The sequence below is a fragment of the Microbacterium soli genome (genome assembly GCF_039539005.1).
GTDB lineage: Bacteria > Actinomycetota > Actinomycetes > Actinomycetales > Microbacteriaceae > Microbacterium > Microbacterium soli.
In genome coordinates, this window is record NZ_BAABCP010000002.1 from 1 (window position 1) to 22,854 (window position 22,854).

Sequence of the window (22,854 nt, forward strand, 5' to 3'; positions counted from 1 at the left end):
ACGGGTCGGGGCAGGGCACGCTGGGCGACGAGGTGGAAGCCAGCGCTGAACGCGTTCGCGATCGCCTTCGAAGGCCGAATCAACTAATGACCGCCGGCCCAGAAACACCGTTCATCGGACACACCCGAGCCCGACGACCAGAAAGGCCACCGCAAGCGTCGCGGATCCCGCGGCGGCAGACCTGTCGGGCTCGACGTCGCCGACTACAAGAACCGGAACGTCATCGAACGCCGCTACTGCCACATCAAACAATGGCGAGGCCTCGCAACCCGGTACGACAAGCACGTCGTGATCTACCGCGCCGCGGTCGTCCTCAACGCCGTCATCGCCTGGACCAAGGCTTTGTCAGACACGCCCTAGGCGACGCGTTTCATGTATGTCGACTACCTCGACGACAGCATGGAGTGTGGGCGTGGCGGCAGTGATGAGGTCAAACTCCGGAACAGCGAATGGGTTCGACCGTTTGGCGTTGAGGCGGCCCTCCAGCTCGGAGAGGGCTTTTTGGTAGCGGTCGACGCGATTTCTCACCTCATTGCGCGCCGCGCGCAGCGCGCCTGCCAGATCGGGGTACAGATCGCCATCGCCAGGAATGCTGTCGGCGAGCCTGGACGCGCTCTGTTTGCTTGCATTCAGAGCAGCGAGCTGCGCGTCGATGCGAGCTTGCAGGTCCGTCACCGACCGGTCGAAGTGAGCCGCGAGAGCGGCTCGGCGCTCTGATGAGATCTCGTTACCGCAGAATAGGCACTCAGACGCGTGCCCATGCAACGGCAAGCCACGCTGAACCCACTCAGCTCCTACGGGGTTCTCTGCTAGTTCAGCAAGGGGTCGCGAGATGACGTCTTCTTTCAGAAGCGCGACTGAGTCCCGGCGGATGTCATCGACGCTCGCCAACTCCCCCGTGAACAGCCCGGTGTATGGTCGGGGTGCGCTCGATGTCGCTAGTTCTCTGTCGGCCGCGACGTCAGCCGATGCCGAGTCGAAGACGGTACGGTCGCCGACCAGCAGGTTGCGTACGTTTCTGCGGGTGTAGGTGTTTGTGCCACGATAGGTGGCGACCGGGGAGGTGCGCAGGTCGTCGACGATATGTCCAGCGACCTCCGTCATGCGTCGTTCGAGGCTCGCTTCGGCGGCCTTCGCGGCTGCGCGTGCTTCGGCTGCCTTGGGTTCGATCTCGGCCCTGCGCCGCTCTGCTTCGGCCAGCTCAAGCTCTGCGTCGACGTTCGCTTTGCCCAGTGTGAGGAGGCTGTCGGAGCGCGGACCCTGACTGTCGTCGAAGCGGAGGTTCTCATGGACATACTCCGCGTTGAAGACCTGGACGCGGCTCCAGAAGCCCTCGGTCGCATGAGTCACCGTGCTCTCGACGCCGTCGATAGTCGCTGCGAGCTCGATCTTCGACTGTGCAGCCTCGGCGTCCGATGCTGCACAGGACCGCAGAAGGCTAGCAAGGGTGCTCTTCCCGCTGCCGTTGGTGCCGTACAGCAGATTGATGCGGGCGAAATCAGTCGCCCGCCCGTCATCGGTCCAGCGCTGGAAGGCGCGATAGTCGTGGACTTTGCGGATACGGGTGATTGTTGCCTTCGTCATAGTTCTCCTGGGCAGCAGGGCTGAGCGCTGGAGTTAAGGCTAGCGTTCACCGCTCGCGAATCCACGGCGTGGCCGGGGTGATGGCCGATCGTTGGGCCGCAGTATCCATCGGCCCTGTTTGACTTCAAGAACGGGTGGGAGGGATGGCCAGCTGAGGCCGGCGCCGGGTGTCAGTGGCGGCAATTTGTACAAAATGTTGGAATTGTCAGGATCATGGGTTAGCGTAAGCGCATGACCGTCACTGTTGCTCGTGAAGTGAGCGCCTCCGCGTTGCGTGACAAGATGACCAGCACGGTGAGTACCGTCACGTATGGGCATGAACGCGTCGGAATCACCCGCCATGGAAAGCTCGTCGCAGTGATGGTTCCGGTAGAAGACGTGGAACTGCTCGAGAAATACGAGGAGCTGGCGGACATCCGCGCTTACGACGAGGCCAAGGCATCTGATGACGGCTCCCGCGTGAGCGCCGACGAGTTCTTCGCTGAACTCGGTTGAGCGGCGCCACCGCCTACACGGTCGGCCTGGCATCCGCAGCGAGGCGTGACCTCAAGAAGCTTCCGGTGAAGGAGCAGCGCGTCCTCCGCGACGCGATTCTGGGGCTGAAGGTGGACCCGCGCCCTAACGGGTGCACGAAGCTAACAGGCCGCGATGCTTACCGGTTGCGGGTTGGTAATTACCGTGTGATCTACGAGATCAACGACACCGAGGTAATCGTCACTGTCGTGCGCGTCGGACACCGACGCGACATCTACCAGAACCTTTGAACTCGGAGTGCTTCGTGCCGCCCCACACCTCGGCGCCGCGGACGATGCTTGCCCCGACGGGTGTCGTTCAATGTCATTGACGAGGGTGGGTACTTCGCCCACTCGCTGAACGCGTACGGGCGTACGGGGCGGCCGTGCCCACGGTGCGGCGGCGCGATCCGTCGCGTCGCGTTCATGAACCGGTCCAGTCACCTGTGCCCGCGCTGCCAGCGGCGACGCTGACCGCGACGTCGACGCTCAGGCGGACGCGAAGGAACGCCGCAGCAGCGGACGTGTGGCCAGGGTGCTCAGCCACACGACGAGGATCCCGGAGGCGAGCACCGCGGCGATGGTCAGCAGCGACAGCGGGGCGACGATGAGCGCGATGCCCAGCAGCGGGAACACGACGATCCCCGCGCACAGCGCAGACCCCAGGGAGGTCAGCAGGAGCGGCGACATGACGGTGCGACGTCGCGCCGCCTCGACCGTCTGCAGGGGCATGCCCACCCGGTGCAGGCTGCGGTGCAGCGGTCGCTGATCGAGGACCTCCGCGGCCTGGGTGACGCCCACCGACGCGGCCACCATGAGGAACGACACGACGAGCGTGATGATCAGGCCCGTGCGCATGTCGGTGATCAGCATGACATCCTGGCTGGACGGCGCCTCGGCGCTTGCGACGTTCATGAGCGACACTCCCGTGCCGGCGAAGACGGCCATGAAGCTCGTCATCGCCACCCCGCCCACCTGCCGCCATGCGGCTCTCGGGTTGTCCAGGACGGTGCGCGCGGCCAGCAGCCGCTGCGCCGTCGCGGCGCGCGTGACCTGCATGCCGGCACCGACCTTCAGCACCCAGGGACCGACCAGGTTCAGCACGGCCATCGTACCCGCGAACAGTGCGGCGAGCACGACCGCGATCGACACCGCGCCGGCGAGCGACGGCACCGACTGGGCCGTGAGGAAGGCGGCGAGCAGCAGCACGACGGCGATCATGCCGCGAATCCCGCGCACCTTCGACGCCTGCGCCCGCATCCGCACCCCCAGCGGTGAGACGATGACCCGGCGCAGGCCCAGCACGGCGCTGATCGTGGCCAGCAGTACGGTGCCGGCGCAGACCCCGACCGTGCCCCACGGTGCCAGGAGGACGTGCTGCCAGCCGAGCGGCTCGCCCCGGAACGGGATGAGACCGACCATCGGCACCAGCAGCAGATGACCGAGGACACCGAGGAGCACGCCGCACGCGGCGACCAGCGTCGACTCGACGACGGTGAGAACACCCACGCCCAGCGGCGTCACACCCAGCAGCCGCAGCGTGGAGAGCCGCTCGTCGCGTCGCCGCGCCGACAGCCGTGCGGCGGCGCCGCCCAGAGAGGCGAGAGGCAGCACGAGCAGGGCCAGCGCGACGGCGGCGAGAACCTGGTAGAGCAGAGCATACTGACCCGGCACGCCCCAGAACGTCTGCGCACCGCCCACGACCGTGAGGACGAGGGCGGTCACGATCCCGAAGGCGGCCACGGGGATCGCGATGGTGGCGGCACCGCCCGGCTCAGGACGCAGCAGCATCCGCATGGTCTGCGCGTTCACGCCGCCACCTCCGCGTCGACGATCACGCCGTCCCGCATGGACAGCGTCCGCGAGCAGCGCGCCGCGACCTGCAGATCATGCGTGACGAGCACAAGGGTGCGGCCCTGACTCCCCGTGGACCACAGCAGAGCATCCATCACGTCCGCGGACGTGTGCGAGTCCAGCGCACCGGTCGGCTCGTCGGCGAACACGAGCTCCGCGCCGGTCACCTGGGCGCGGGCGATCGCGACCCGCTGCGCCTGCCCGCCCGACAACTCACCGATGCGCCGCTCCTCCATGCCTGCCAGCCCCAGCGACTGCAGCCACCCCGCCGCACGCGGGATCGCCTCCCGACGGGAGACGCCGTTGACCATCAGAGCGAGAGCGACGTTCTCGACGGCCGTGAGCTCGGGGATCAGCAGCCCCTGCTGGAACACGAAGCCGAATCCCTCCCTCCGCAGCCTCGAGCGGGACGATTCCGACTGCGCGGTGACATCAAGGTCGACCCCCGCCGCGGAGCGAAACACGACCGTCCCTGCATCCGGGGAGACGATGCCCGCGAGAACATGCAGCAGCGTGGTCTTGCCGGAGCCGGAGGCTCCCATGATGGCCAGCGACTCGCCCCTGCCCACGACGACATCCACACCGGCGAGGGCGTGAGTGCTGCCGTAGGTCTTGGTGAGCGAGTGCGCGTGCAGGATCGGATCGTTCATGCCTCCAGCCTCCGCCGGGGCCGTGGTGCGGGTCATCGCACCAGCGGATGATCCCGGACGGATGCCGTCATCCCCCGGGATGATTCACGTCGAGGAGGCGATCCCGGACCCCGCGTCCGCCCGAGCGGGAAGCTCGAGCGGACGCAGGGTCGCACCGGCGGGGTGCCGGTGTCTCGGCTCATCGCAGACCTCGCTGGATGGGGAAGGAGAGCAGAGTGATGGCCTCGTGCTCGGTGATCCCGCGGTCGAGTGTGCGCACGTACGACACGGGGGCGCGCTGGGCGCGGGGCGTGCGCCGGGGGCGGCTCCGCTGGGCGCGCAGCGTGAGCCACAACCCGATGCGGAGGGCGAGCCGATCGCCGAGCGAGAGCCTGGTGCGGTCGGCGGGGAGGACGATCTCGACGATCTCGTGCTCCTCGGTACAGGGCGGATGGACGGTCTTGCGAAGCAGTGCTTCAGTGTTCACGAGAGTGCTCTTTCGTGTCGGATTCCATGGGATGGGAGGGAGGAACGGCGGCGACCTCCGGCGGGCGGTCCGCGCGGCCGGTGACACCGGTGCGCGGACGGTCGTGGAGACGGGATGTCGCACGGGATGCAGAGGGTCGAGGAGGTCGACCGATGCGGGAGCGGTGGGAGCCGTCGGGGGCGTCTTCCTGAACGGAGGACCCGGCGACGGCTCTACGAGAGCGCGCTCGATCGGATGCCGAAGACGGAGGACGGCCGATCATCGATGCGCATCGCAGACCAACCGGTGATCGGTGCCGGGACAGATGCAGTGACCATGAGCGTCCTCCCTTCGTGAGCTGTCCGAGAGTTGCAAAGCTAGTGCCTCCCCTCAGGCCGCGTCAAGCACCGCCTGCATGCTGGGGCGTGTCGTGCCTGCGTCGCCCCGTGCAGCAGCCGCGCGGATCCCGGTCGTGACCGCGGGGGATCCGCTGTCGCCGCCGGGATTCCGGTAGCGTGGCGTCGTGATTGTCGCTGGACGGACCGCCGGACGGACGGTGCGCGCATGCACCTGAAGAGCCTGACGCTCAAGGGCTTCAAGTCCTTCGCCCAGCCCACCTCGTTCGTCTTCGAACCCGGGGTCACGTGCATCGTCGGACCGAACGGATCCGGCAAGTCGAACGTCGTCGACGCGCTGGCCTGGGTGATGGGGGAGCAGGGCGCCAAGACGCTGCGCGGCGGCAAGATGGAGGACGTCATCTTCGCCGGCACCTCGACCCGGGGTCCGCTGGGTCGTGCGGAGGTGCAGCTCACGATCGACAACAGCGACGGCGCGCTGCCGATCGAGTACGCCGAGGTGACGATCAGCCGCACGCTGTTCCGCAACGGCTCCAGCGAGTACGCCATCAACGGCTCCGCCTGCCGCCTGCTGGATGTGCAGGAGCTCCTGAGCGACTCCGGTCTCGGCCGTGAGATGCACGTGATCGTCGGTCAGGGGCGTCTGGACACCGTGCTGCAGGCCTCGCCCGAGGAGCGCCGCGGGTTCATCGAGGAGGCCGCCGGCATCCTCAAGCATCGGCGCCGCAAGGAGAAGACCATCCGCAAGCTGGACGCGATGGAGGCGAACCTCACGCGGCTCAGCGACCTCGCCGGGGAGATCCGTCGCCAGCTCAAGCCGCTCGGCAAGCAGGCCGAGATCGCCCGTGAAGCCGCCGGCATCGCCGCGATCGTGCGCGATGCGAAGGCGCGGATCTTCGCCGACGACCTGGTCGCGCTGCGCACCGCTCTGGCCGACCACACCCGCACCGAGCAGGAGCGCCACACCGAGCGCCTCGTGCTGGCCGACCAGCTGGAGTCCGCTCGCGCATCCATCCAGCACCTCGAATCCCTCCAGAACTCCGCGGCCGTCGATGAGGCGCGCCGGGTCGCCTTCGGGTTGGAGCAGGTGCAGGAGCGCATGCGCAGCCTGTACACGCTCGCCAACCAGCGGCTGGCGCTCCTGGGCAGCGAAGAGGACGACACCGTCACGGCCATCACCGTCACCCAGGACACCATCGACGAGGCCAGAGACGAGATCACCCGTATCTCGGAGGGGCTGGGTGACGCGCAGGATGCGGCCGCTGCAGCCGGCAGAGCCGTCGTCGACGCGCGCGCCGAGCTGAACATGCTCGACGTCGACATCGCCGAGCAGAGCGCCCTGGTCTCGCAGTACGACATGAGGCTGACCACCCTGCGCGGGAACGCCGAGGCCGCGGCATCCGCCCTCGCCGCCGTGCGTGGAGCCGTGCTGCGCCAGGAGAGCGCGCTGGAAGCCGCCCGCAGCCGCCGCCGAGAGGCCGCCGCGACGCTGGAGGCCATCGAGGACGCGCAGGTGCCGGACGGTTCCGCTGCCGAGTACGCCGCCGCCTACGAGGATGCGCAGAAGCGCGCCACAGCCGCGGAAGCCGAACGGGACTCACTGCGCGAGCGGCTGCACGAGGCGGAGCGCGAGGCCGATGCGCTCACCGCCAAGGCCGCTGCACTCGGCAGCGCACTGGCGCTGTCCGGCGGAGCAGCCGAGATCGTCGCCTCCGGCGCGGCGGGAGTGCGCGGTCTCGTGGGCGATGCCGTGCAGGTGCGTGCAGGATTCGAGGCCGCCATCGCCGCCGTCCTCGGACCGTTGACCGAGGGTGTCCTGGTCGATGCCGTCGATGACGCCTTCGCGCTCGTCGCGGACGGCGGTGCTCGCAGGTCCGTCGACTTCGTCATCGCCGATGCCTCGGTGCCCCTGGCCTCCGCCGTCGTCGACGTTCCCGGCACCACCTCCGCCGCCGAGGTGGTGGACGCGCCGCCCGGGGTTCGGGGAATCCTCTCGACGGTGCTCGTCGCAGACGACCTGGCATCCGCTCGGGCCGCCCGTGCCGCGCTGGACGCGCTTGGTGACGTGCACACGACGATCGTCACACGGACGGGGGAGCTGATCACCGCGCACACCATGCGCGCCGGCACCGGGGAGGCATCCCGTCTGGAGCTGGCCGCCCAGCGCGACGCCGCCACGGAGCGGCTCGCGCAGGTGCGCCTGACGGTGGCCGAGCTGCGCGACGCCCGGGATGAGGCGACGGATGCCGTGGAACAGGCGCGCAGACAGGCGAAGGACGCCCTGCGAGAGCTGCGCGAGCACGACGCGGCGCTGGCCTCTCACGCCGAACAGCTGAACCGGGCCACCGTGCAGCACGAGGCCGCCGTCGCGGAGTGCGACCGACTGGAATCCGGCCTCGCGCAGGCGCAGGCCGCCGTCGCCGACGCGGAGGCCGCTGCGGAGCAGGCGGCTCGTGAACTGGCGGCATCCGAGTCCGAGCCGAGGCCTGTACTGGATACCGGCGCGCGGGACGGGCTGCTGGAGGCTCTGGATCTCGCACGTGAGGGGGAGGTGCGGGCACGTCTGGAGATCGAGACGCTCCGGGAGCGCATCCGTGCCGCCCAGGCCCGGGTGGCCGGGTTGGAGCGTCAGCGCGAGCAGGAGCGTGACGCGGCTGCGGAGGCCGCACGCCGTGCGGTGATCCGCAGGGCGCAGCGCGAATCGGCCTCCGCGGTCGCAGAGGAGGTGCCTCGGGTGCTGGACTCCATCGGGCGCTCGGTCGCCGAGGCGCGGATGGCGCTGGCGGCCGCGGAGGCGGAGCGCGCCGCGCACAGCGAAGAGCTCACGGCGTTGCGAGCCCAGGAAGGCGCACTGCGGGAGAGGCTGGCGGGCCTGACGGAGAGCGTGCACACCCTCGAGATGCAGATCCACGAGAAGAAGCTGCATCTGACCGGGTTGCTGGAGCGGGTCGCCTCCGAACTCGCCCTGGACGAAGATATTCTCATTGCGGAATATGGGCCGGACCAGCTCGTCCCGCCGGATTCCGGCGCCGATGACGCCGGGGAGCGGCCGGATGCAGGCGAGGCTGCAGGGGTGCCGTTCGACCGCCGCGATCAGGAGCGGCGACTGAAGGACGCCGAGCGCAAGCTCGCGCAGCTGGGTCGGGTCAATCCGCTGGCGCTGGAGGAGTTCGCCGCTCTCGAGCAGCGGCATGCCTTCCTCACCGAGCAGCTGGCGGATCTGACCAAGACGCGGCAGGACCTCCGGGAGATCATCGCTGAGCTCGACGAGCGGATGCAGGTGATCTTCGCCGCGGCGTTCGAGGACACCAGGCAGGCGTTCTCCGAGGTGTTCCCGCTGCTGTTCCCCGGAGGCTCCGGCAGCATCTCGCTCACGAACCCCGACGACATGCTCACCACCGGCATCGAGGTGGCCGTGCGTCCGGTGGGGAAGAAGATCGAGAGGCTGTCGCTGCTGTCCGGCGGGGAGAGGTCGCTGGCCGCGGTCGCGCTGCTGGTGGCGATCTTCAAGGCGCGGCCCAGCCCGTTCTACATCCTCGACGAGGTGGAGGCCGCCCTCGACGACGCGAACCTGGGCCGGTTGCTGACGGTGTTCGAGCAGCTGCGGCAGAACTCCCAGCTGCTGGTCATCACGCACCAGAAGCGCACCATGGAGATCGCCGACGCCCTGTACGGGGTCTCCATGCGCCAGGACGGCGTCTCCGCCGTCGTCGGTCAGCGTGTCGGCGACCGCGCCACGGCATCCGTCTGACCCCCGAACGTCCCACCCCATCCAGCCGTCTCCGCCTCCGCGCCCACCTCACACCGCTCCCGAAGCGCTTTCTGTCCCTTTCCCCACCGCCGAACCGGCGATCCTCACGACGGGGGCGAACAGGGGGACGACGTAGGCTGGGAGCATGGCGGAGAAGTCCTGGTCCCTCGGTCGCGCCCTGCGCGGCATGTTCGTCAAGCCCACCATCGACGAGACCACGTGGGACGACCTGGAGACCGCGCTGATCACCGCGGACTTCGGCCCCGACATCACCGAGCAGCTGCTGGACGAGCTGCGCGAGAAGGTCGAGCGGTTCCGCACCACCGACCCCAAGGACCTGCAGCGGATGCTGCGGGAGACCCTCGAGGAGCGGTTCGCGAAGTTCGACACGACTCTCAGACTCACCGAACGGCCGGCGGTCGTGCTGGTGGTCGGGGTGAACGGCGTGGGCAAGACCACCACGATCGGCAAGTTCACGAAGTTCCTGCGCGGCTTCGAGCGCAGCGTCGTGGTCGGCGGCGCCGACACCTTCCGCGCCGCCGCCGTCGAGCAGCTGGCGACCTGGGCGCAGCGCGGGGGAGCAGCGATCGTGCGCCCGCAGCACGAGGGACAGGACCCGGCATCCGTCGCCTACCAGACGGTCGAGTACGCCCAGACGCACGGCACGGAGATCGCGATCATCGACACGGCCGGCCGGCTGCACACCAAGGGCGGGCTGATGGACGAGCTGTCCAAGGTGCGGCGCGTGGTGGAGAAGCTCGCACCGATCAGCGAGGTGCTGCTGGTCCTGGACGCCACGACCGGTCAGAACGGGGTGATCCAGGCGGAGGCCTTCCTGCAGCATGCGGGGGTGACGGGGCTCGTCATCACGAAGCTCGACGGGTCGGCCAAGGGCGGGTTCGTCCTCGCCGTGCAGGAGCGCACCGGCATCCCCGTGAAGCTCCTCGGCCAGGGCGAGGGGATCGACGACCTCACCGGTTTCACCCCGCATGTCTTCGTGTCGTCGCTGGTCGGCGCGTAGGACTACCGGAGCGGCAGCGAGGCTGGTTTCATAGCGGCATGGCAATCGAACACGACTTCTTCGGCGTCCTGTCCGCGGGACCCGACGGTGCCATCTTCTGGACGGAGCGGGTCGAGTTCGGCGACCAGTCCGTGACCGTCGACCTGACCGCCCCGGACCAGGACGACGTCTCGCAGGAGGCCCTCGACGTGGCCGCCGGTCTCATCGCCGGGATCGAGAACCTGGATGCGATGGTGCGGCGCGCCATGCTCACCGAGGTCGATGACCGCACGAGCGAGGTCACGGAGTTCATCCTGCAGCAGCAGGAGACGTACGGCGAGGAGCTGGGCGACCTGCTGGTGGACGTGAGCGGCGACGCCGCCGTCGACATCATCCGCTCGTTGAGCCTCATGAGCATGACGATCCTCGCCGATGAGCACGGCGGCACGGACCCCTTCGCCGTCATGGAGTACGCGCTCGACGCGGATGCCGCCGACGACGCGCTGCTGGTGAATCTCGCCGACGACGGCACGGTGCTCTCGGTGATGAGCTCCGACTGACGCCTCGTCGGCGATGATCCCCGGCGGACTCGCCGCCCGATCGCGTCACCTTCCGGCCGCGCGGCGAGTCCGCCGAAGATGTCAGACCGCCTGGGCGAAGCCCAGATCGGCGCTCTCGGCGATGTGGGCGAGGTGAGCCGGGATCTCGCGACCCTTCGAGAGCATCGACTGCGCCCACAGCCGCCCCGCGCGGTACGACGACCGCACGAGGGGACCGGCCAGCACGCCCAGGAAGCCGATGCTCTCGGCCTCCTTCTTGAACTCGACGAATTCGGCGGGCTTGACCCAGCGCTCGACGGGATGGTGGCGCGGAGTGGGCCGCAGGTACTGCGTGATCGTGAGGATGTCGCAGCCGGCGTCGTGCAGGTCGTGCATGGCCTGCACGACCTCCTCGGGCTCCTCGCCCATGCCGAGGATGAGGTTGGACTTCGTGATGAGCCCTGCCTCGTGGCCCTGCGTGATGACGTTCAGCGAGCGCTCGTAGGTGAACGCCGGGCGGATGCGGCGGAAGATCCGCGGGACGGTCTCGATGTTGTGCGCGAACACCTCGGGACGCGCGTCGAAGATCTTGCCCAGGAACTCCGGCTTCCCGCTGTGGTCGTTGGCCAGCAGCTCCACGCCGGTGTTCGGGTTCTGCTTGTGGATCTGACGCACGGTCTCGGCGTTCAGCCACGCTCCCGTGTCGGCCAGGTCGTCACGGGCGACACTGGTGACCGTGGCGTACCGAAGTCCCATCCTCGCGACGGTCTCGCCGACCCGGCGCGGCTCGTCGATGTCGTAGGCGGCGGGCTTGCCGGTGTCGATCTGGCAGAAGTCGCACCGACGCGTGCACTGGGAACCGCCGATGAGGAACGTCGCCTCGCGGTCCTCCCAGCACTCGTAGATGTTCGGGCAGCCCGCCTCCTGGCACACCGTGTGCAGGCCCTCGTCCTTCACGAGCGAGTGCAGAGCCTGGTATTCGGGGCCCATCTTCGCCTTCGTGCGGATCCACTCCGGCTTGCGCTCGATGGGGGTCTCGGCGTTGCGGACCTCGAGGCGCAGCAGCTTGCGGCCCTCGGGCGCCGCCGCGCTCATGCCGCCACCACCGGGGAGTACTCCGCGGCGAACGCGTCGGCGACGGACCGGACGATGTCGGCGGGCGTGACGTCGGCACCGACGACCTCGCTGATGGTCGTGACCCCGGCATCCGTGATCCCGCACGGGATGATGCCGCCGAAGCCGCTGAGCGTGTTGTCGCAGTTGATCGCGAAGCCGTGCATGGTCACGCCCTGCTGGACGCGGACCCCGATGGCGGCGATCTTGTCCTCGGACAACGGGCGGCGCACCCACACGCCACTGCGCCCCGGCACCTGGTAGCCGTCGATGCCGAGAGGCTTGAGGATGCCGATGAGCAGCCGCTCGATGCGGCGGACGTGCGCGACGACGTCCATGGGCTCGGGCAGACGCACGATGGGGTAGCCGACGAGCTGACCCGGGCCGTGCCAGGTGATCTTGCCGCCGCGATCGACGTCGATGACGGGAGTGCCGTCCTTGGGGCGCTCGTGCGGCTCGGTGCGCTTGCCCGCCGTGTAGACGGGTTCGTGCTCGAGCAGCAGCAGCGTGTCGGGCGTATCGCCCGCGACCACGCCTCGGTGGACACGGCGTTGCAGCTCCCATCCGTCGAGGTAGGGCACGAAGTCCGGCGCGAGGCCGGCGATCCTGATGTCGAGCATGAGCACTCCCGGTGTTCGAGTGAGGAACAGCTGTTATTGGATGCAGTACAACAATAGTGTCCTGCACAGCTTACGCCGCTCGTGCCGATGATTCGAGTCGACGCCCCGGCTACGATGACCTGCATGAGCGCACAGGGGTCTCGGGCGGGGCGTCCTCGCGCATCCTCGCGGGAGACGCTCGCCGAGGCCGCCTGCGAGCTGTTCCTCGAGCAGGGGTACGAGGCGACCTCCGTCGTCGACATCGCGCAGCGCGCGGGAGTGAGCAGATCCAGCTTCTTCAACTACTTCTCCTCCAAGAGCGACGTGCTGTGGTCGGGGCTGGATGCGCGGATCGCCGACGCGTCGGTCGCGCTGGCGGCGCTGGGAACGGATGCCGATGGACCGGCGGTCCGTGCGGCTGTGGAGCCGATCGTGCAGGGCTTCGCACCGGATCCGCTCGTGCTCGCCCTGCGCAACGCGGCGGCCATGGGGCTGGAGGTCGAGCTGCTCCGGGACACGGGGCTGCGCCACGCGCGCATCGCATCCGCGGTGGCCGCGGCGGCGCGCAGCGCCGGGATCGATGAGATCCGCGCAGACATCCTCGGTGCCGCCCTGGCGGCCGCGGTCATGTCGTCCCTGCGGGTGTGGGCGGAGCAGGGTGCCGGGCGCACGTCGCTGGAGGCGCAGTTCGACGAGGCGCTGCGCAGCATCCACGATCTTCCCTGGGGCTGAGCGCGCAGGTCTCCGGGACCGCGGTGGTCTCCCGTAAACTGAAGGGCACCATGGCTACCTTTGGCACGCTCTCCGATCGGCTCACCGAGACCTTCCGCAACCTGCGCACGAAGGGCAAGCTGAGCCCGGCCGACGTCGACGGCACCGTCCGCGAGATCCGCCGCGCGCTGCTGGACGCCGACGTCGCCCTCGCCGTCGTCAAGGACTTCACCGCGAAGGTGCGCGAACGCGCCCTGGGCGACGAGGTCAACCGGGCGCTGAACCCCGCGCAGCAGGTCGTGCAGATCGTCAACGAGGAGCTCATCGAGATCCTCGGCGGGCAGCAGCGCCGTCTCGAGTTCGCCAAGACCCCGCCGACCGTGATCATGCTCGCGGGCCTGCAGGGATCCGGGAAGACGACCTTCGCGGGCAAACTCGCCAAGCAGCTGCAGGGCGAGGGCCACACGCCGCTGCTGGTCGCCGCCGACCTGCAACGGCCGAACGCCGTCACCCAGCTCCAGGTGGTCGCCGAGCGCGCGGGCGCCGCGATCTTCGCCCCCGAACCGGGCAACGGTGTGGGCGACCCCGTGCAGGTGTCCATGGCCGGTGTCGAGCACGCGCGTCGCCGGCAGCACGACGTCGTCATCATCGACACCGCCGGGCGCCTCGGCGTGGACGCGGAGCTCATGAAGCAGGCATCCGACATCCGCAGCGCGACCGACCCGGACGAAGTGCTGTTCGTCATCGACGCGATGATCGGTCAGGACGCCGTGAACACGGCCAGGGCATTCCAGGAGGGCGTCGACTTCACCGGCGTCGTGCTCTCCAAGCTCGACGGCGACGCCCGCGGCGGCGCGGCGCTGTCGGTGGCATCCGTCACCGGCCGCCCGATCATCTTCGCCTCGACGGGGGAGAACCTCGAGGATCTCGAACCCTTCCACCCCGACCGCATGGCGAGCCGCATCCTCGACCTCGGCGACATCCTGACCCTCATCGAGCAGGCGCAGCAGGCCTTCGACGAGGAAGAGGCGATGAAGGTCGCCGAGAAGCTCGCGAACGAGGCCTTCACTCTCGAGGACTTCCTCGAGCAGCTGCAGCAGATGAAGAAGATGGGCTCCATGAAGAAGATGCTCGGGATGCTCCCGGGCATGGGGCAGATGAAGCAGCAGCTCGACGACTTCGACGAGCGCGAGATCGACCGCACGGAGGCGATCATCCGCTCGATGACGCCGGGGGAGCGGCGCAATCCGAAGATTCTCAACGGCTCGCGCCGGCTGCGCATCGCCAAGGGCTCCGGGATGACGGTCACCGACGTGAATCAGCTCGTGCAGCGCTTCGACCAGGCGGCGAAGATGATGAAGACCGTCGCTCGCGGCGGGACCCCGCAGATCCCCGGCATGGGCTCGATGGGAAAGCCCGGCGCGTCGTCGAAGCGCGGCAGGAAGGGCAAGTCCAAGGGCGGCTCCCGATCGGGCAACCCCGCCAAGCGCGCGGCGGAGAACGCCGGCCTGACGATGTCGAACGCCACGCCGACGGGCTCGGGCTTCGGACTCGGCGGCGGGCCGAAGGCCCCCAGCGAGGCGGACCTCGCCGCGATCCAGAAGCTGTTCGGCAAGGGCTGACTCAGCGCACCCTGGAAGGCCGGCGAAGCGGTTCTCGCAGGACGCGTCCCTGGGAGAACCAGGACACTATCGGGCGTCGGCGTCCACCCAGTCCATCGACTTGGTGACGGCCTTGTGCCACTGGCGCAGCAGGCGGTCGCGCTCGTCGACGGCCATCTCCGGACGCCAGCGGCGATCCTCCTGCCAGTTGGCGGTCAGGTCCTCCAACCCGTCCCAGAAGCCGACGGCGAGGCCGGCGGCATTGGCGGCGCCCAGAGCCGTCGTCTCGGCGACGACGGGACGCACGACCTCCACCCCGAGGACATCGGCCTGGAACTGCATGAGCGCATCGTTGGCGACCATCCCGCCGTCGACCCGCAGCTCGGTCAGCGCGAGCCCGGCGTCGGCGTTGACGGCATCCAGCACGTCACGGGTCTGGTACGCCACGGCTTCCAGCGCGGCGCGCGCGAGGTGATTCCGGTTGGAGTACCGCGTGAGGCCCACGATCGCCCCACGAGCATCCGGGCGCCAGTACGGCGCGAACAGGCCGGAGAACGCCGGCACGATGTAGACCCCGCCGTTGTCCGCGACCCGACGAGCGAGATCCTCCACCTCCGGCGCCGTCCGGATGATCCCCAGCTGGTCCCGCAGCCACTGGACGAGCGATCCCGTCACGGCGATCGAGCCCTCGAGCGCGTAGTGCGCGGGCTGATCGCCGAGCTTGTATCCGACGGTCGTGAGCAGGCCGTTGCCGGAGTGGACGATGTCCGTGCCGGTGTTGAAGATGAGGAAGCAGCCCGTGCCGTACGTGTTCTTGCTCTCGCCGGCTTCAAAGGCCGCCTGCCCGAACGTCGCCGCCTGCTGGTCTCCGAGGATGCCGGCGATGGGCGTCTCGCGCAGCAGCGAGGAGCTCTCGGCGGCACCGTACACCTCGGATGAGGAGCGGATCTCCGGCATCATCGACCGCGGCACGTCGAACGCCTCGAGGATGTCGTCGCGCCACTGGAGCGTCTCCAGGTCCATGAACAGCGTGCGCGATGCGTTGGTCACGTCGGTCACGTGCACGCCGCCGTCCGGACCGCCGGTGAGGTTCCACAGCACCCAGCAGTCGGTGGTGCCGAACAGCAGGTCGCCGGCCTCGGCCCTCGCCCGTGCGCCATCGACGTTCTCCAGGATCCACGCGATCTTCGTGCCGGAGAAGTAGGTCGCCAGCGGCAGGCCGACGATCGGCTTGAACCGATCGGTCCCGCCGTCCGCGGCGAGTCCGTCGACGATCCCCTGTGTGCGGGTGTCCTGCCAGACGATGGCGTTGCAGACGGGTTCGCCGGTGGTCCTGTCCCACACCACGGTCGTCTCACGCTGGTTGGTGATGCCGATCGCGGCGATGTCATGCCGGGTGACATGGGCGCGGGTGAGGGCGAGCCCGATGACCTCCTGCACATTGCGCCAGATCTCCGCGGCATCGTGCTCGACCCACCCGGGGTGGGGGAGGATCTGCTCGTGCTCCTTCTGCCCGGACGCGACGATGCGGCCCCTGCGGTCGAAGACGATCGCGCGACTGGACGTGGTGCCCTGGTCGATCGCGAGGATGTAGTCAGCCATGGGATTCTCCTTCGAAGACAGTCTGGCCGATCGGCGGATGCGATGCGGGGGTCACGCGTCGGGGGCACGAGCCGTCCGGGGCCCCGGACGGCTCAGGACCGGGCGGGCACCGTGATCGACAGGCCGTGGGCGTCGCGCAGGAGTTCCGCGGTGTCGACGATCTCCGTGTTCACCCGCGCCGGGTCCCAGCCGAGCAGGCGGCCCAGTTCCCCGGCGATCTCCTCGAGGATCTCGCCGGTGGCGCCGCCCGTGAAGGCGATTCCCGTCCTGCGCAGCACGACGTCGGCGAGTCTCACGACGAGCTCGTGCTCCACCATCCATTCGAGCTCGCCGGTGGAGAGCGCACCGCCGGCCAGCGGCCGGTCCTCACTTCGGGAGATGTGCTTCCACACCTCGGCCGCACGCGTCCCGTAGCGCTCCAGCAGCGCCGGTGCGCGCTCATCCGCGCCGGGAAGGTGCACCCGCATCCACGACCGCCGCGCCCGGGTCGTGCGGGGGTAGCCTCGTCCGCCGCCGATCGGCAGTCCGGCGGTGGACACCGCGCGGGCACGACCCAGCAGCTCGAGGACGCGATCGGCGAGCGCCTCGCCCAGGGCACGGAACGTCGTCCACTTGCCGCCGACGAGGGTGATGTGCGGGACGGCACCGGAGTCGTCGACCTCGATCCGGTAGTCCCGCGACACGAATCCCGGCGCGGTGTCCTCGTGGTGGGGGAGCGGGCGGATGCCGGAGTACCTGTACACGATCTGCTCGCGCGTGACGTCGATGCCGGGGAAGACGTGGTGGATCAGCTCGAAGAAGTAGTCCACCTCCTCCCGGGTGCAGCGCGCGGGCTCGCGAGGATCCGCCTCGATGTCCGTGGTGCCCACGAGAACGCGGCCCTTGAGGGGGTAGATCAGCACGATGCGCCCGTCGGAGTGCTCGAAGAAGATCTCGCGGCCCTTCGTCGCGTCCAGCAGCGCCGGGGAGTCCAGCACGATGTGCGACCCCTTCGTGCCACCCATGAAGCGCGTCGGCGCGGCGATGTCCGCATTGGTGAGGTCGGCCCACGGCCCCGAGGCGTTGACGACGACGTCCGCCCGGATCGTGAACTCCTCGCCGGTCTCGAGGTCGCGCAGCACGACGGCGTCCTCCTCCCGGCCCACCGCCGCCACATAGGTGAGGGCGTGCGCGCCGGAGTGCGCGGAGCGGGCGTCCTGGAGCACGTCCAGCGCGAGCCGCTCCGGATCATGCATGGAGGCGTCGTAGTACGTGGCGGTGTACCGGATCCTCGGGTCCAGCTGCGGCAGCTCCGCCAGCGACGCGGTGCGGCCGAGGAACCGGTGCCGCGGCACGGCGCCGCCGTCGCGGGAGAAGAGATCGTAGATCAGCAGGCCGGTCTTGATGAGTGCGGCGCCGCGCTCGCGGGGCTTTCCGCTGCGGTGCGTGAGGAAGCGCAGCGGGGCGGCGAGGATGCCCGAGAAGGTCGAGTAGATCGGGATGGTCGTCCGCAGCGGCTTGACGTAATGCGGTGCGGTGCGCAGCAGACCGTTGCGCTCCTGCACGGATTCCCGGACGAGACGGAACTCGCCGTTCTCCAGATAGCGGATGCCGCCGTGGATCATGTGGCTGGATGCCGAGGTGGCGCCTCCGGCGAGATCCCCGCGGTCCACGATGACGGCGTCGACCCCCTGCAGCGCCAGATCGCGGAAGAGCGAGATGCCGTTGATCCCCGCACCGATGATGAGCACCGACGTCCGGCTCGTCTCCCTGACCGCTGCCAGTTCCGCATCCCGTCGTGCCCGCCGTGTCTCCTCGACCATCGTCTACCCCTTCGCTCCGCTTCCAGCATCCGATCCCTGGCCGGATCTCGCAAACGCATTGCACGAATGTGCAATGCTGAGTCCGGAGGCGGATTCTCATGAGCGCGGACGACGGTCGACGGATCGCGAAGACGACCGCGGCGCTCACCGCCGCGAAGCTCTACTACCTCCAGGACATGACGATGGACGCGATCGCGGCCGAGCTGTCCACCTCGCGCTCTTCCGTGTCGCGACTGCTCGCGCACGCACGGAAGACCGGACTGGTGGACATCCGCGTGAACTCGCCGTTCGAGCGGGCCGGGCAGCTCGAGGAGCGACTGCGCAGCCGGTTCCGCATCGCCGCGCACGTCGTGCCCATGTCCGGCATCGTCAACGAGGTCGAGAGGCTGGAGCGCGTGGCCCTGACGGCGGGCCGGCTGGTGTCGCAGTTCGTGGAGTCCAACATGGTGGTGGGCGTCGCCTGGGGATCGACGATCGGGATGGTCAGCAGGACCCTCGTGCCGAAGGAGACGCACGGCACCACCGTCGTGCAGCTCAACGGGGCCGGCAACGTCCAGACCAGCGGCCTGGAGTACTCCAGCGAGATCCTGCAGCGGTTCGGCCGGGCCTTCGGCGCGCAGGTCGAGCAGTTCCCCGTGCCGGCTTTCTTCGACGACCCCGACACGCGGGCGGCGATGTGGCGCGAGCGCAGCACTCGGCGGGTGCTGTCGTTCCAGTCGAAGATGGACATCGCCGTGTTCGGTCTGGGCTCGCCGCAGTCGGAGGTGCCGAGCAGGGTGTACGTGGGCGGATACCTGAACAGGGACGACTACCGCAGTCTCCGTGAGGACGGGGTCATCGGTGATCTCGCCACGGTGTTCTTCCGCGCCGACGGCAGCTGGAGGGACATCCGGCTCAACGCCCGATCCACCGGCCCGGGGCTCGACCGGCTGCGACGCGTGCCGCGTCGGGTGTGCGTGGTCTCCGGCGCCGCCAAGGAGGGCCCGCTCCGGGCGGCCATCGCGGCGGGAGCGGTCACCGATGTCGTGCTCGACGAGTCCCTCGCGCGGATGCTCGATGAGGCAGCCTGAGCCGCGGTGCCGCGGCCCGCTCGTGGACGGTCGATGCATCGTGTCGGTCGGGTTTCGCGGACCGTCTGCGGATCTGGCAGAATAGAGGGTCGGACGGCTGCTCGACCCTCTATCCGGCATCCGTTCCCCTGTAAAGAGCCTCCGCCGGGTTGTGCACCCCACTCTCCGGGCGTCGTTCGTCTTCCTTTCCACACCATTCAGGAGAATCGTGGCTGTCAAGATCCGTCTCAAGCGCTTCGGCAAGATCCGTGCGCCCTACTACCGCATCGTCGTCGCCGACTCGCGCACCAAGCGCGACGGTCGCGTCATCGAGGAGATCGGCAAGTATCATCCCACCGAGCAGCCCTCGCTCATCGAGGTCGACTCGGAGCGGGCGCAGTACTGGCTGTCGGTCGGCGCTCAGCCGAGCGAGCAGGTCACCGCGCTGCTGAAGCTGACCGGCGACTGGGGCAGGTTCAAGGGCGACAAGGACGCGAAGTCCACCGTCCAGGTCGCTGAGCCGAAGGCCGCGTTCGAAGCCGACTCCTCGAAGAAGTCGGTCATCAAGCCCAAGGCCGAGAAGGCCGCCGAGGCTCCCGCCGCCGACGCGGAGGCCGCCGAGGCTCCCGCCGACGCGGAGGCCGCCGAGGCTCCCGCCGACGCGGAGTAGTCCGTCGTGCTCGCCGCCGCGCTCGAACACATCGTCAAGGGGATCGTCGATCATCCCGACGACGTCCGCATCACCGCATCCGCGTCGCCCCGAGGTGACCTCCTCGAGGTGCACGTGCACCCGGATGACCGTGGTCGCGTGATCGGGCGCGGCGGCCGCACCGCCAAGGCGCTGCGCACGCTCATCACCGCTCTCGCCGACGGGCGCCGCGTCCGCGTCGATGTCGCGGACGACTGACGTGGCGGGCGAGCGGAACCAGCTCCGCGTCGGCCGGCTGCTCAAGGCGCACGGCCTCAAGGGCGCGCTGAAGCTCGAGTTGTACACCGACAGCCCCGAGCGCCGTTTCGTCCCGGGCGCCGAGTTCACGCTGCAGGTGCCGGAGGCGTCCGTGTGGCACGGCAAGACCGTGACCGTCCGCGACTACCGCGTCATGAACAGCAGCTCCGTCGTGTTCTTCGAGGGCGTCGAGGACCGCACGACCGCCGAGTCGCTCGTGCGCGCCATCCTCTGGATGGACGAGGACGAGAACGACGAGGATGACGCCTGGTACGCCCATCAGCTGGTGGGGCTCGAGGTCGTCCGCGATGACGCCGTCATCGGACGCGTGCTGCGCGTCGAGCACCTGCCCGCGCAGGATCTGCTGATCGTCAGGACAGCGACCACCGAGGTCATGGTCCCGTTCGTCGCCGCGATCGTGCCGACGGTGGACATCGCCGCGGGCCGCATCGTCGTGACCCCGCCCGACGGCCTCTTCGAGGAGCTCCCGTCAGCCTCCGACGGCGCCGCCCGGGCGGACGCGGTGAACGAACGCGCGTCGGAATGACGGCGCCATGCGCATCGACGTCGTCTCGATCTTCCCGTCGTACTTCGACGGTCTGACACTCTCCCTGCTCGGGAAGGCGCAGCACGTCGGCATCCTCGATCTTGCCGTGCATGATCTGCGCGACTGGACGCACGACCGGCATCGCACGGTCGACGACACGCCGTACGGCGGCGGTGCCGGCATGGTCATGAAACCGGAGCCCTGGGGCGAGGCGCTGGACGGGCTGACCGCGGATGCGCAGCATCGACCCACCATCATCTTCCCGTCGCCGGCGGGCGAGGTCCTCACCCAGGCCACGGCGCGCGAGCTCGCGACGCGCGAGCACCTCATCTTCGGCTGCGGACGCTACGAGGGCATCGACGAGCGCGTCTTCGAATACGCGTCCGAACTCGGCGAGACGCGTCTGATCAGCCTCGGCGACTACGTGCTCAACGGGGGAGAGGTCGCCGTGATGGCCATGATCGAGGCGATCGGACGCCTCATCCCCGGCGTGGTCGGCAATCCCGAGAGCCTGGTGGAGGAATCCCACGAGGACGGCCTCCTGGAGTACCCGTCCTACACGAAGCCTTCGGTGTGGCGCGGGCGGGAGGTCCCGCCGGTGCTGCTCAGCGGCGATCACGGCGCCGTCGCCGCCTGGCGCCGCGACCAGCAGCTCGAGCGCACGCGGGTGCGCAGGCCGGACCTGCTGGGCGACTGACAGTGCAACCCCTCTGCGGCGTCGTGCGCGCAGTGCGGTCTGAGCGTCAGTCGACGCCCAGGAAGCCGCGGTCGGTCAGCACGATCGGTCCGTCCTCCGTGACGGCGACGGTGTGCTCGGAGTGCGATCCGCGGGAGCCGTCCGCGCTGCGCAGCGTCCAGCCGTCGGCGTCCGTCCGCAGCTCATCGGTGGTCGCCAGCAGCCACGGCTCCAGCGCGAACACCAGGCCCTCGCGCAGCGGGAAGCCGCGCCCGGCGCGGCCGTCGTTGGGCACATGAGGGTCGCCGTGCATGACGCGTCCGACGCCGTGTCCGCCGAAGTCGGTGTTGATGGAGTACCCCTCGCCGTGCGCGACGGCGGCGATGGACGCCGAGATGTCGCCGATCCGATTGCCGACGACCGCCGCCTCGATCGCGGCGTCCAGGGCGCGTTCGGTCGTGTCGATGAGACGCAGGTCCTCGTCGCGCGCCGTGCCGACCACGAAGGAGACGGCGGAATCCGCGACCCATCCGTCCACGGACGCCGCGAAGTCCAGCGACACGAGGTCGCCGTCGCGCAGCGTGTAGTCGTGGGGGAGGCCGTGCAGGACGGCGTCGTTCACGGAGATGCAGATGACCTTGCCGAACGGCCCGTTCCCGAAGGACGGGGCGTAGTCGATGTAGCAGGACTCCGCACCGGCCCTGCGGATCAGGTCATGCGCGTGGCGGTCGATGGTCAGCAGATTCATGCCCACCTTCGTCTCCGCGCGCAGCGTCGCCAGCGTCTCCGCGACGAAGCGCCCGGCGGCGCGCATCTCGTCGATCTCGGCCGGTGTGCGCAGTTCGATCATGGGCGGATTCCTCTCGTAGACATCTCATTCTCCCCGATCGTCGTCACCTCAAGCTCACAGCGAACAGGTGCCGGGAACCGCGGCATCCCCCGTACGATCGAACCATGTGGTTGCGGCAGGCATTCCTCCGGTGGCTCATTCCGGCCGCCTTCGTCCTTCCGCTGTGGATCCTGTCGGGGTGGGCGCTGTTCGGCCGGAACGGCTGGACGCTACTGTGGGTGCTCCTCATGGCGATGCCGGCCGTCTTCGTCGGCCAGCTGATCCTCACGCTGCTGACGCGGTCGCGGCCCTCCGTGCGTGCGGAGCGCGCCCTGTCCTGGTGGGATGTCATCGGCTTCGGCGTCTGGCACGTGCTGACGATCGCCGTCGGACTGTTCCCCGGCGGGGCGTTCGGGTGGCTGCTCACCGGAGCCGTCGCCGCCGCGATCGCGCTGTTCTGGCTGCAGCTGTGGCAACTGTGGGACGAGGCGCGCGGCTCCGGCATACGGATCCGGGAGACCGTCGACTGGCGCACTCCGCACGGCTCCGCACCGGGTGCGACCGAGCCGGATCCCGAGGTGATCGTCATCGAGGAGCGTCGGCGGCCCGACTGATCCGCGTCGGTTTTGAGTGGTGCTTCTTTCATGGCAGAATGGATGTTCGTGCCACGATCCGGCTCTGCCTCAGG

General features: G+C 69.1%; 22 protein-coding genes and 2 pseudogenes. 15 read left to right on the plus strand and 9 right to left on the minus strand.

What is annotated here, in order from left to right; translation table 11 throughout:
* Positions 1–123: 123 nt before the first annotated feature.
* Positions 124–360, plus strand: a pseudogene (locus ABD770_RS12125) (IS5/IS1182 family transposase); the annotation flags it as partial.
* On the opposite strand, the gene ABD770_RS12130 reads toward ABD770_RS12125, so the two are convergent.
* Entirely contained in the window at positions 346–1,584 is a 1,239-nt protein-coding gene (locus tag ABD770_RS12130; RefSeq protein WP_344819927.1) for an AAA family ATPase, read from the minus strand. The pseudogene ABD770_RS12125 and the gene ABD770_RS12130 sit on opposite strands and share 15 nt — an antisense overlap.
* A 231-nt stretch (positions 1,585–1,815) precedes the next feature.
* Here ABD770_RS12130 and ABD770_RS12135 point away from each other — a divergent pair, with 231 nt between their 5' ends.
* The 3 genes and pseudogenes from ABD770_RS12135 to ABD770_RS12145 form a co-directional block, all read left to right on the plus strand.
* Positions 1,816–2,079: a type II toxin-antitoxin system Phd/YefM family antitoxin gene (locus ABD770_RS12135; protein WP_344819928.1), complete on the plus strand. Its 264-nt coding sequence runs from the start codon at positions 1,816–1,818 to the stop codon at positions 2,077–2,079.
* Positions 2,076–2,348, plus strand: coding sequence for a type II toxin-antitoxin system RelE family toxin (locus tag ABD770_RS12140; protein WP_344819929.1), 273 nt, complete (start codon positions 2,076–2,078; stop codon positions 2,346–2,348). Before ABD770_RS12135 ends, ABD770_RS12140 begins: the two co-directional genes overlap by 4 nt.
* A gap of 69 nt (positions 2,349–2,417) precedes the next feature.
* Positions 2,418–2,570, plus strand: a pseudogene (locus ABD770_RS12145) (zinc finger domain-containing protein); the annotation flags it as partial.
* Between the two features lie 15 nt (positions 2,571–2,585).
* Here ABD770_RS12145 and ABD770_RS12150 read toward each other — a convergent pair.
* The 3 genes from ABD770_RS12150 to ABD770_RS12160 form a co-directional block, all read right to left on the minus strand.
* Complete coding sequence (locus tag ABD770_RS12150) at positions 2,586–3,908, minus strand: permease (protein WP_344819930.1); 1,323 nt, start codon at positions 3,906–3,908, stop codon at positions 2,586–2,588.
* Positions 3,905–4,600 (minus strand): ABC transporter ATP-binding protein, encoded by a 696-nt coding sequence (locus ABD770_RS12155; RefSeq protein ID WP_344819931.1) that lies wholly within the window; start codon positions 4,598–4,600, stop codon positions 3,905–3,907. The genes ABD770_RS12150 and ABD770_RS12155 overlap by 4 nt, the downstream gene beginning before the upstream one ends.
* A 178-nt stretch (positions 4,601–4,778) precedes the next feature.
* Positions 4,779–5,066: a hypothetical protein gene (locus tag ABD770_RS12160; RefSeq protein WP_344819932.1), complete on the minus strand. Its 288-nt coding sequence runs from the start codon at positions 5,064–5,066 to the stop codon at positions 4,779–4,781.
* A 543-nt stretch (positions 5,067–5,609) separates the two neighbouring features.
* On the opposite strand from ABD770_RS12160, the gene smc reads away from it, so the two are divergent.
* From smc to ABD770_RS12175, 3 genes are all read left to right on the plus strand, one after another.
* Positions 5,610–9,152 (plus strand): chromosome segregation protein SMC, encoded by a 3,543-nt coding sequence (gene smc, locus ABD770_RS12165; RefSeq protein WP_344819934.1) that lies wholly within the window; start codon positions 5,610–5,612, stop codon positions 9,150–9,152.
* 145 nt (positions 9,153–9,297) lie between these two features.
* Complete coding sequence (ftsY, locus tag ABD770_RS12170; RefSeq protein ID WP_344819935.1) at positions 9,298–10,173, plus strand: signal recognition particle-docking protein FtsY; 876 nt, start codon at positions 9,298–9,300, stop codon at positions 10,171–10,173.
* 38 nt (positions 10,174–10,211) lie between these two features.
* Positions 10,212–10,712, plus strand: a complete 501-nt coding sequence (locus ABD770_RS12175) for a DUF2004 domain-containing protein (protein WP_344819936.1) — start codon at positions 10,212–10,214, stop codon at positions 10,710–10,712.
* 81 nt (positions 10,713–10,793) lie between these two features.
* On the opposite strand, the gene lipA is transcribed toward ABD770_RS12175, so the two are convergent.
* Positions 10,794–11,786 (minus strand): lipoyl synthase, encoded by a 993-nt coding sequence (lipA, locus tag ABD770_RS12180; RefSeq protein ID WP_344819937.1) that lies wholly within the window; start codon positions 11,784–11,786, stop codon positions 10,794–10,796.
* Positions 11,783–12,424, minus strand: coding sequence for a lipoyl(octanoyl) transferase LipB (gene lipB, locus ABD770_RS12185; RefSeq protein ID WP_344819938.1), 642 nt, complete (start codon positions 12,422–12,424; stop codon positions 11,783–11,785). Before lipB ends, lipA begins: the two co-directional genes overlap by 4 nt.
* A 123-nt stretch (positions 12,425–12,547) precedes the next feature.
* Here lipB and ABD770_RS12190 point away from each other — a divergent pair, with 123 nt between their 5' ends.
* Both ABD770_RS12190 and ffh read left to right on the plus strand, forming a co-directional pair.
* The gene (locus tag ABD770_RS12190) at positions 12,548–13,135 is read left to right on the plus strand and encodes a TetR/AcrR family transcriptional regulator (RefSeq protein WP_344819939.1); all 588 of its coding nucleotides are present in this window, start codon (positions 12,548–12,550) and stop codon (positions 13,133–13,135) included.
* 50 nt (positions 13,136–13,185) lie between these two features.
* Entirely contained in the window at positions 13,186–14,736 is a 1,551-nt protein-coding gene (gene ffh / locus ABD770_RS12195; protein WP_344819941.1) for a signal recognition particle protein, read from the plus strand.
* Between the two features lie 66 nt (positions 14,737–14,802).
* Here the strand turns inward: ffh and glpK are convergent, their stop codons facing one another.
* Positions 14,803–16,317, minus strand: a complete 1,515-nt coding sequence (gene glpK / locus ABD770_RS12200) for a glycerol kinase GlpK (protein WP_344819942.1) — start codon at positions 16,315–16,317, stop codon at positions 14,803–14,805.
* 92 nt (positions 16,318–16,409) lie between these two features.
* Positions 16,410–18,119, minus strand: coding sequence for a glycerol-3-phosphate dehydrogenase/oxidase (locus ABD770_RS12205; protein WP_344819943.1), 1,710 nt, complete (start codon positions 18,117–18,119; stop codon positions 16,410–16,412).
* 98 nt (positions 18,120–18,217) lie between these two features.
* On the opposite strand from ABD770_RS12205, the gene ABD770_RS12210 reads away from it, so the two are divergent.
* The 5 genes from ABD770_RS12210 to trmD all read left to right on the plus strand — a co-directional run bounded on the left by ABD770_RS12210 (position 18,218) and on the right by trmD (position 21,358).
* The gene (locus ABD770_RS12210) at positions 18,218–19,189 is read left to right on the plus strand and encodes a sugar-binding transcriptional regulator (protein WP_344819944.1); all 972 of its coding nucleotides are present in this window, start codon (positions 18,218–18,220) and stop codon (positions 19,187–19,189) included.
* A 208-nt stretch (positions 19,190–19,397) separates the two neighbouring features.
* Entirely contained in the window at positions 19,398–19,838 is a 441-nt protein-coding gene (gene rpsP, locus ABD770_RS12215) for a 30S ribosomal protein S16 (protein ID WP_344819945.1), read from the plus strand.
* 6 nt (positions 19,839–19,844) lie between these two features.
* Complete coding sequence (locus ABD770_RS12220) at positions 19,845–20,075, plus strand: RNA-binding protein (protein WP_344819946.1); 231 nt, start codon at positions 19,845–19,847, stop codon at positions 20,073–20,075.
* A complete protein-coding gene (gene rimM / locus ABD770_RS12225; RefSeq protein WP_344819947.1) occupies positions 20,059–20,661 on the plus strand; it encodes a ribosome maturation factor RimM in 603 nt (200 codons plus the stop codon). Before ABD770_RS12220 ends, rimM begins: the two co-directional genes overlap by 17 nt.
* A gap of 7 nt (positions 20,662–20,668) precedes the next feature.
* Complete coding sequence (gene trmD, locus ABD770_RS12230; protein ID WP_344819948.1) at positions 20,669–21,358, plus strand: tRNA (guanosine(37)-N1)-methyltransferase TrmD; 690 nt, start codon at positions 20,669–20,671, stop codon at positions 21,356–21,358.
* A 46-nt stretch (positions 21,359–21,404) separates the two neighbouring features.
* On the opposite strand, the gene map is transcribed toward trmD, so the two are convergent.
* Positions 21,405–22,187 (minus strand): type I methionyl aminopeptidase, encoded by a 783-nt coding sequence (gene map, locus ABD770_RS12235; RefSeq protein WP_344819949.1) that lies wholly within the window; start codon positions 22,185–22,187, stop codon positions 21,405–21,407.
* A 104-nt stretch (positions 22,188–22,291) separates the two neighbouring features.
* Between map and ABD770_RS12240 the strand changes: the two genes are divergently transcribed.
* Entirely contained in the window at positions 22,292–22,780 is a 489-nt protein-coding gene (locus ABD770_RS12240; protein ID WP_344819950.1) for an MFS transporter permease, read from the plus strand.
* The last annotated feature ends 74 nt before the right edge of the window (positions 22,781–22,854 follow it).

Bases quoted from the DNA above. Each gene is read 5' to 3' on its own strand.
- ABD770_RS12130 (WP_344819927.1), bottom strand. From the start codon at position 1,584: ATGACGAAGGCAACAATCACCCGTATCCGCAAAGTCCACGACTATCGC.
- ABD770_RS12135 (WP_344819928.1), top strand. From the start codon at position 1,816: ATGACCGTCACTGTTGCTCGTGAAGTGAGCGCCTCCGCGTTGCGTGAC.
- ABD770_RS12155 (WP_344819931.1), bottom strand. From the start codon at position 4,600: ATGAACGATCCGATCCTGCACGCGCACTCGCTCACCAAGACCTACGGC.
- smc (WP_344819934.1), top strand. From the start codon at position 5,610: ATGCACCTGAAGAGCCTGACGCTCAAGGGCTTCAAGTCCTTCGCCCAG.
- ftsY (WP_344819935.1), top strand. From the start codon at position 9,298: ATGGCGGAGAAGTCCTGGTCCCTCGGTCGCGCCCTGCGCGGCATGTTC.
- ABD770_RS12175 (WP_344819936.1), top strand. From the start codon at position 10,212: ATGGCAATCGAACACGACTTCTTCGGCGTCCTGTCCGCGGGACCCGAC.
- lipA (WP_344819937.1), bottom strand. From the start codon at position 11,786: ATGAGCGCGGCGGCGCCCGAGGGCCGCAAGCTGCTGCGCCTCGAGGTC.
- lipB (WP_344819938.1), bottom strand. From the start codon at position 12,424: ATGCTCGACATCAGGATCGCCGGCCTCGCGCCGGACTTCGTGCCCTAC.
- ABD770_RS12190 (WP_344819939.1), top strand. From the start codon at position 12,548: ATGAGCGCACAGGGGTCTCGGGCGGGGCGTCCTCGCGCATCCTCGCGG.
- ffh (WP_344819941.1), top strand. From the start codon at position 13,186: ATGGCTACCTTTGGCACGCTCTCCGATCGGCTCACCGAGACCTTCCGC.
- glpK (WP_344819942.1), bottom strand. From the start codon at position 16,317: ATGGCTGACTACATCCTCGCGATCGACCAGGGCACCACGTCCAGTCGC.
- ABD770_RS12205 (WP_344819943.1), bottom strand. From the start codon at position 18,119: ATGGTCGAGGAGACACGGCGGGCACGACGGGATGCGGAACTGGCAGCG.
- ABD770_RS12210 (WP_344819944.1), top strand. From the start codon at position 18,218: ATGAGCGCGGACGACGGTCGACGGATCGCGAAGACGACCGCGGCGCTC.
- rimM (WP_344819947.1), top strand. From the start codon at position 20,059: ATGTCGCGGACGACTGACGTGGCGGGCGAGCGGAACCAGCTCCGCGTC.
- trmD (WP_344819948.1), top strand. From the start codon at position 20,669: ATGCGCATCGACGTCGTCTCGATCTTCCCGTCGTACTTCGACGGTCTG.
- map (WP_344819949.1), bottom strand. From the start codon at position 22,187: ATGATCGAACTGCGCACACCGGCCGAGATCGACGAGATGCGCGCCGCC.
- ABD770_RS12240 (WP_344819950.1), top strand. From the start codon at position 22,292: ATGTGGTTGCGGCAGGCATTCCTCCGGTGGCTCATTCCGGCCGCCTTC.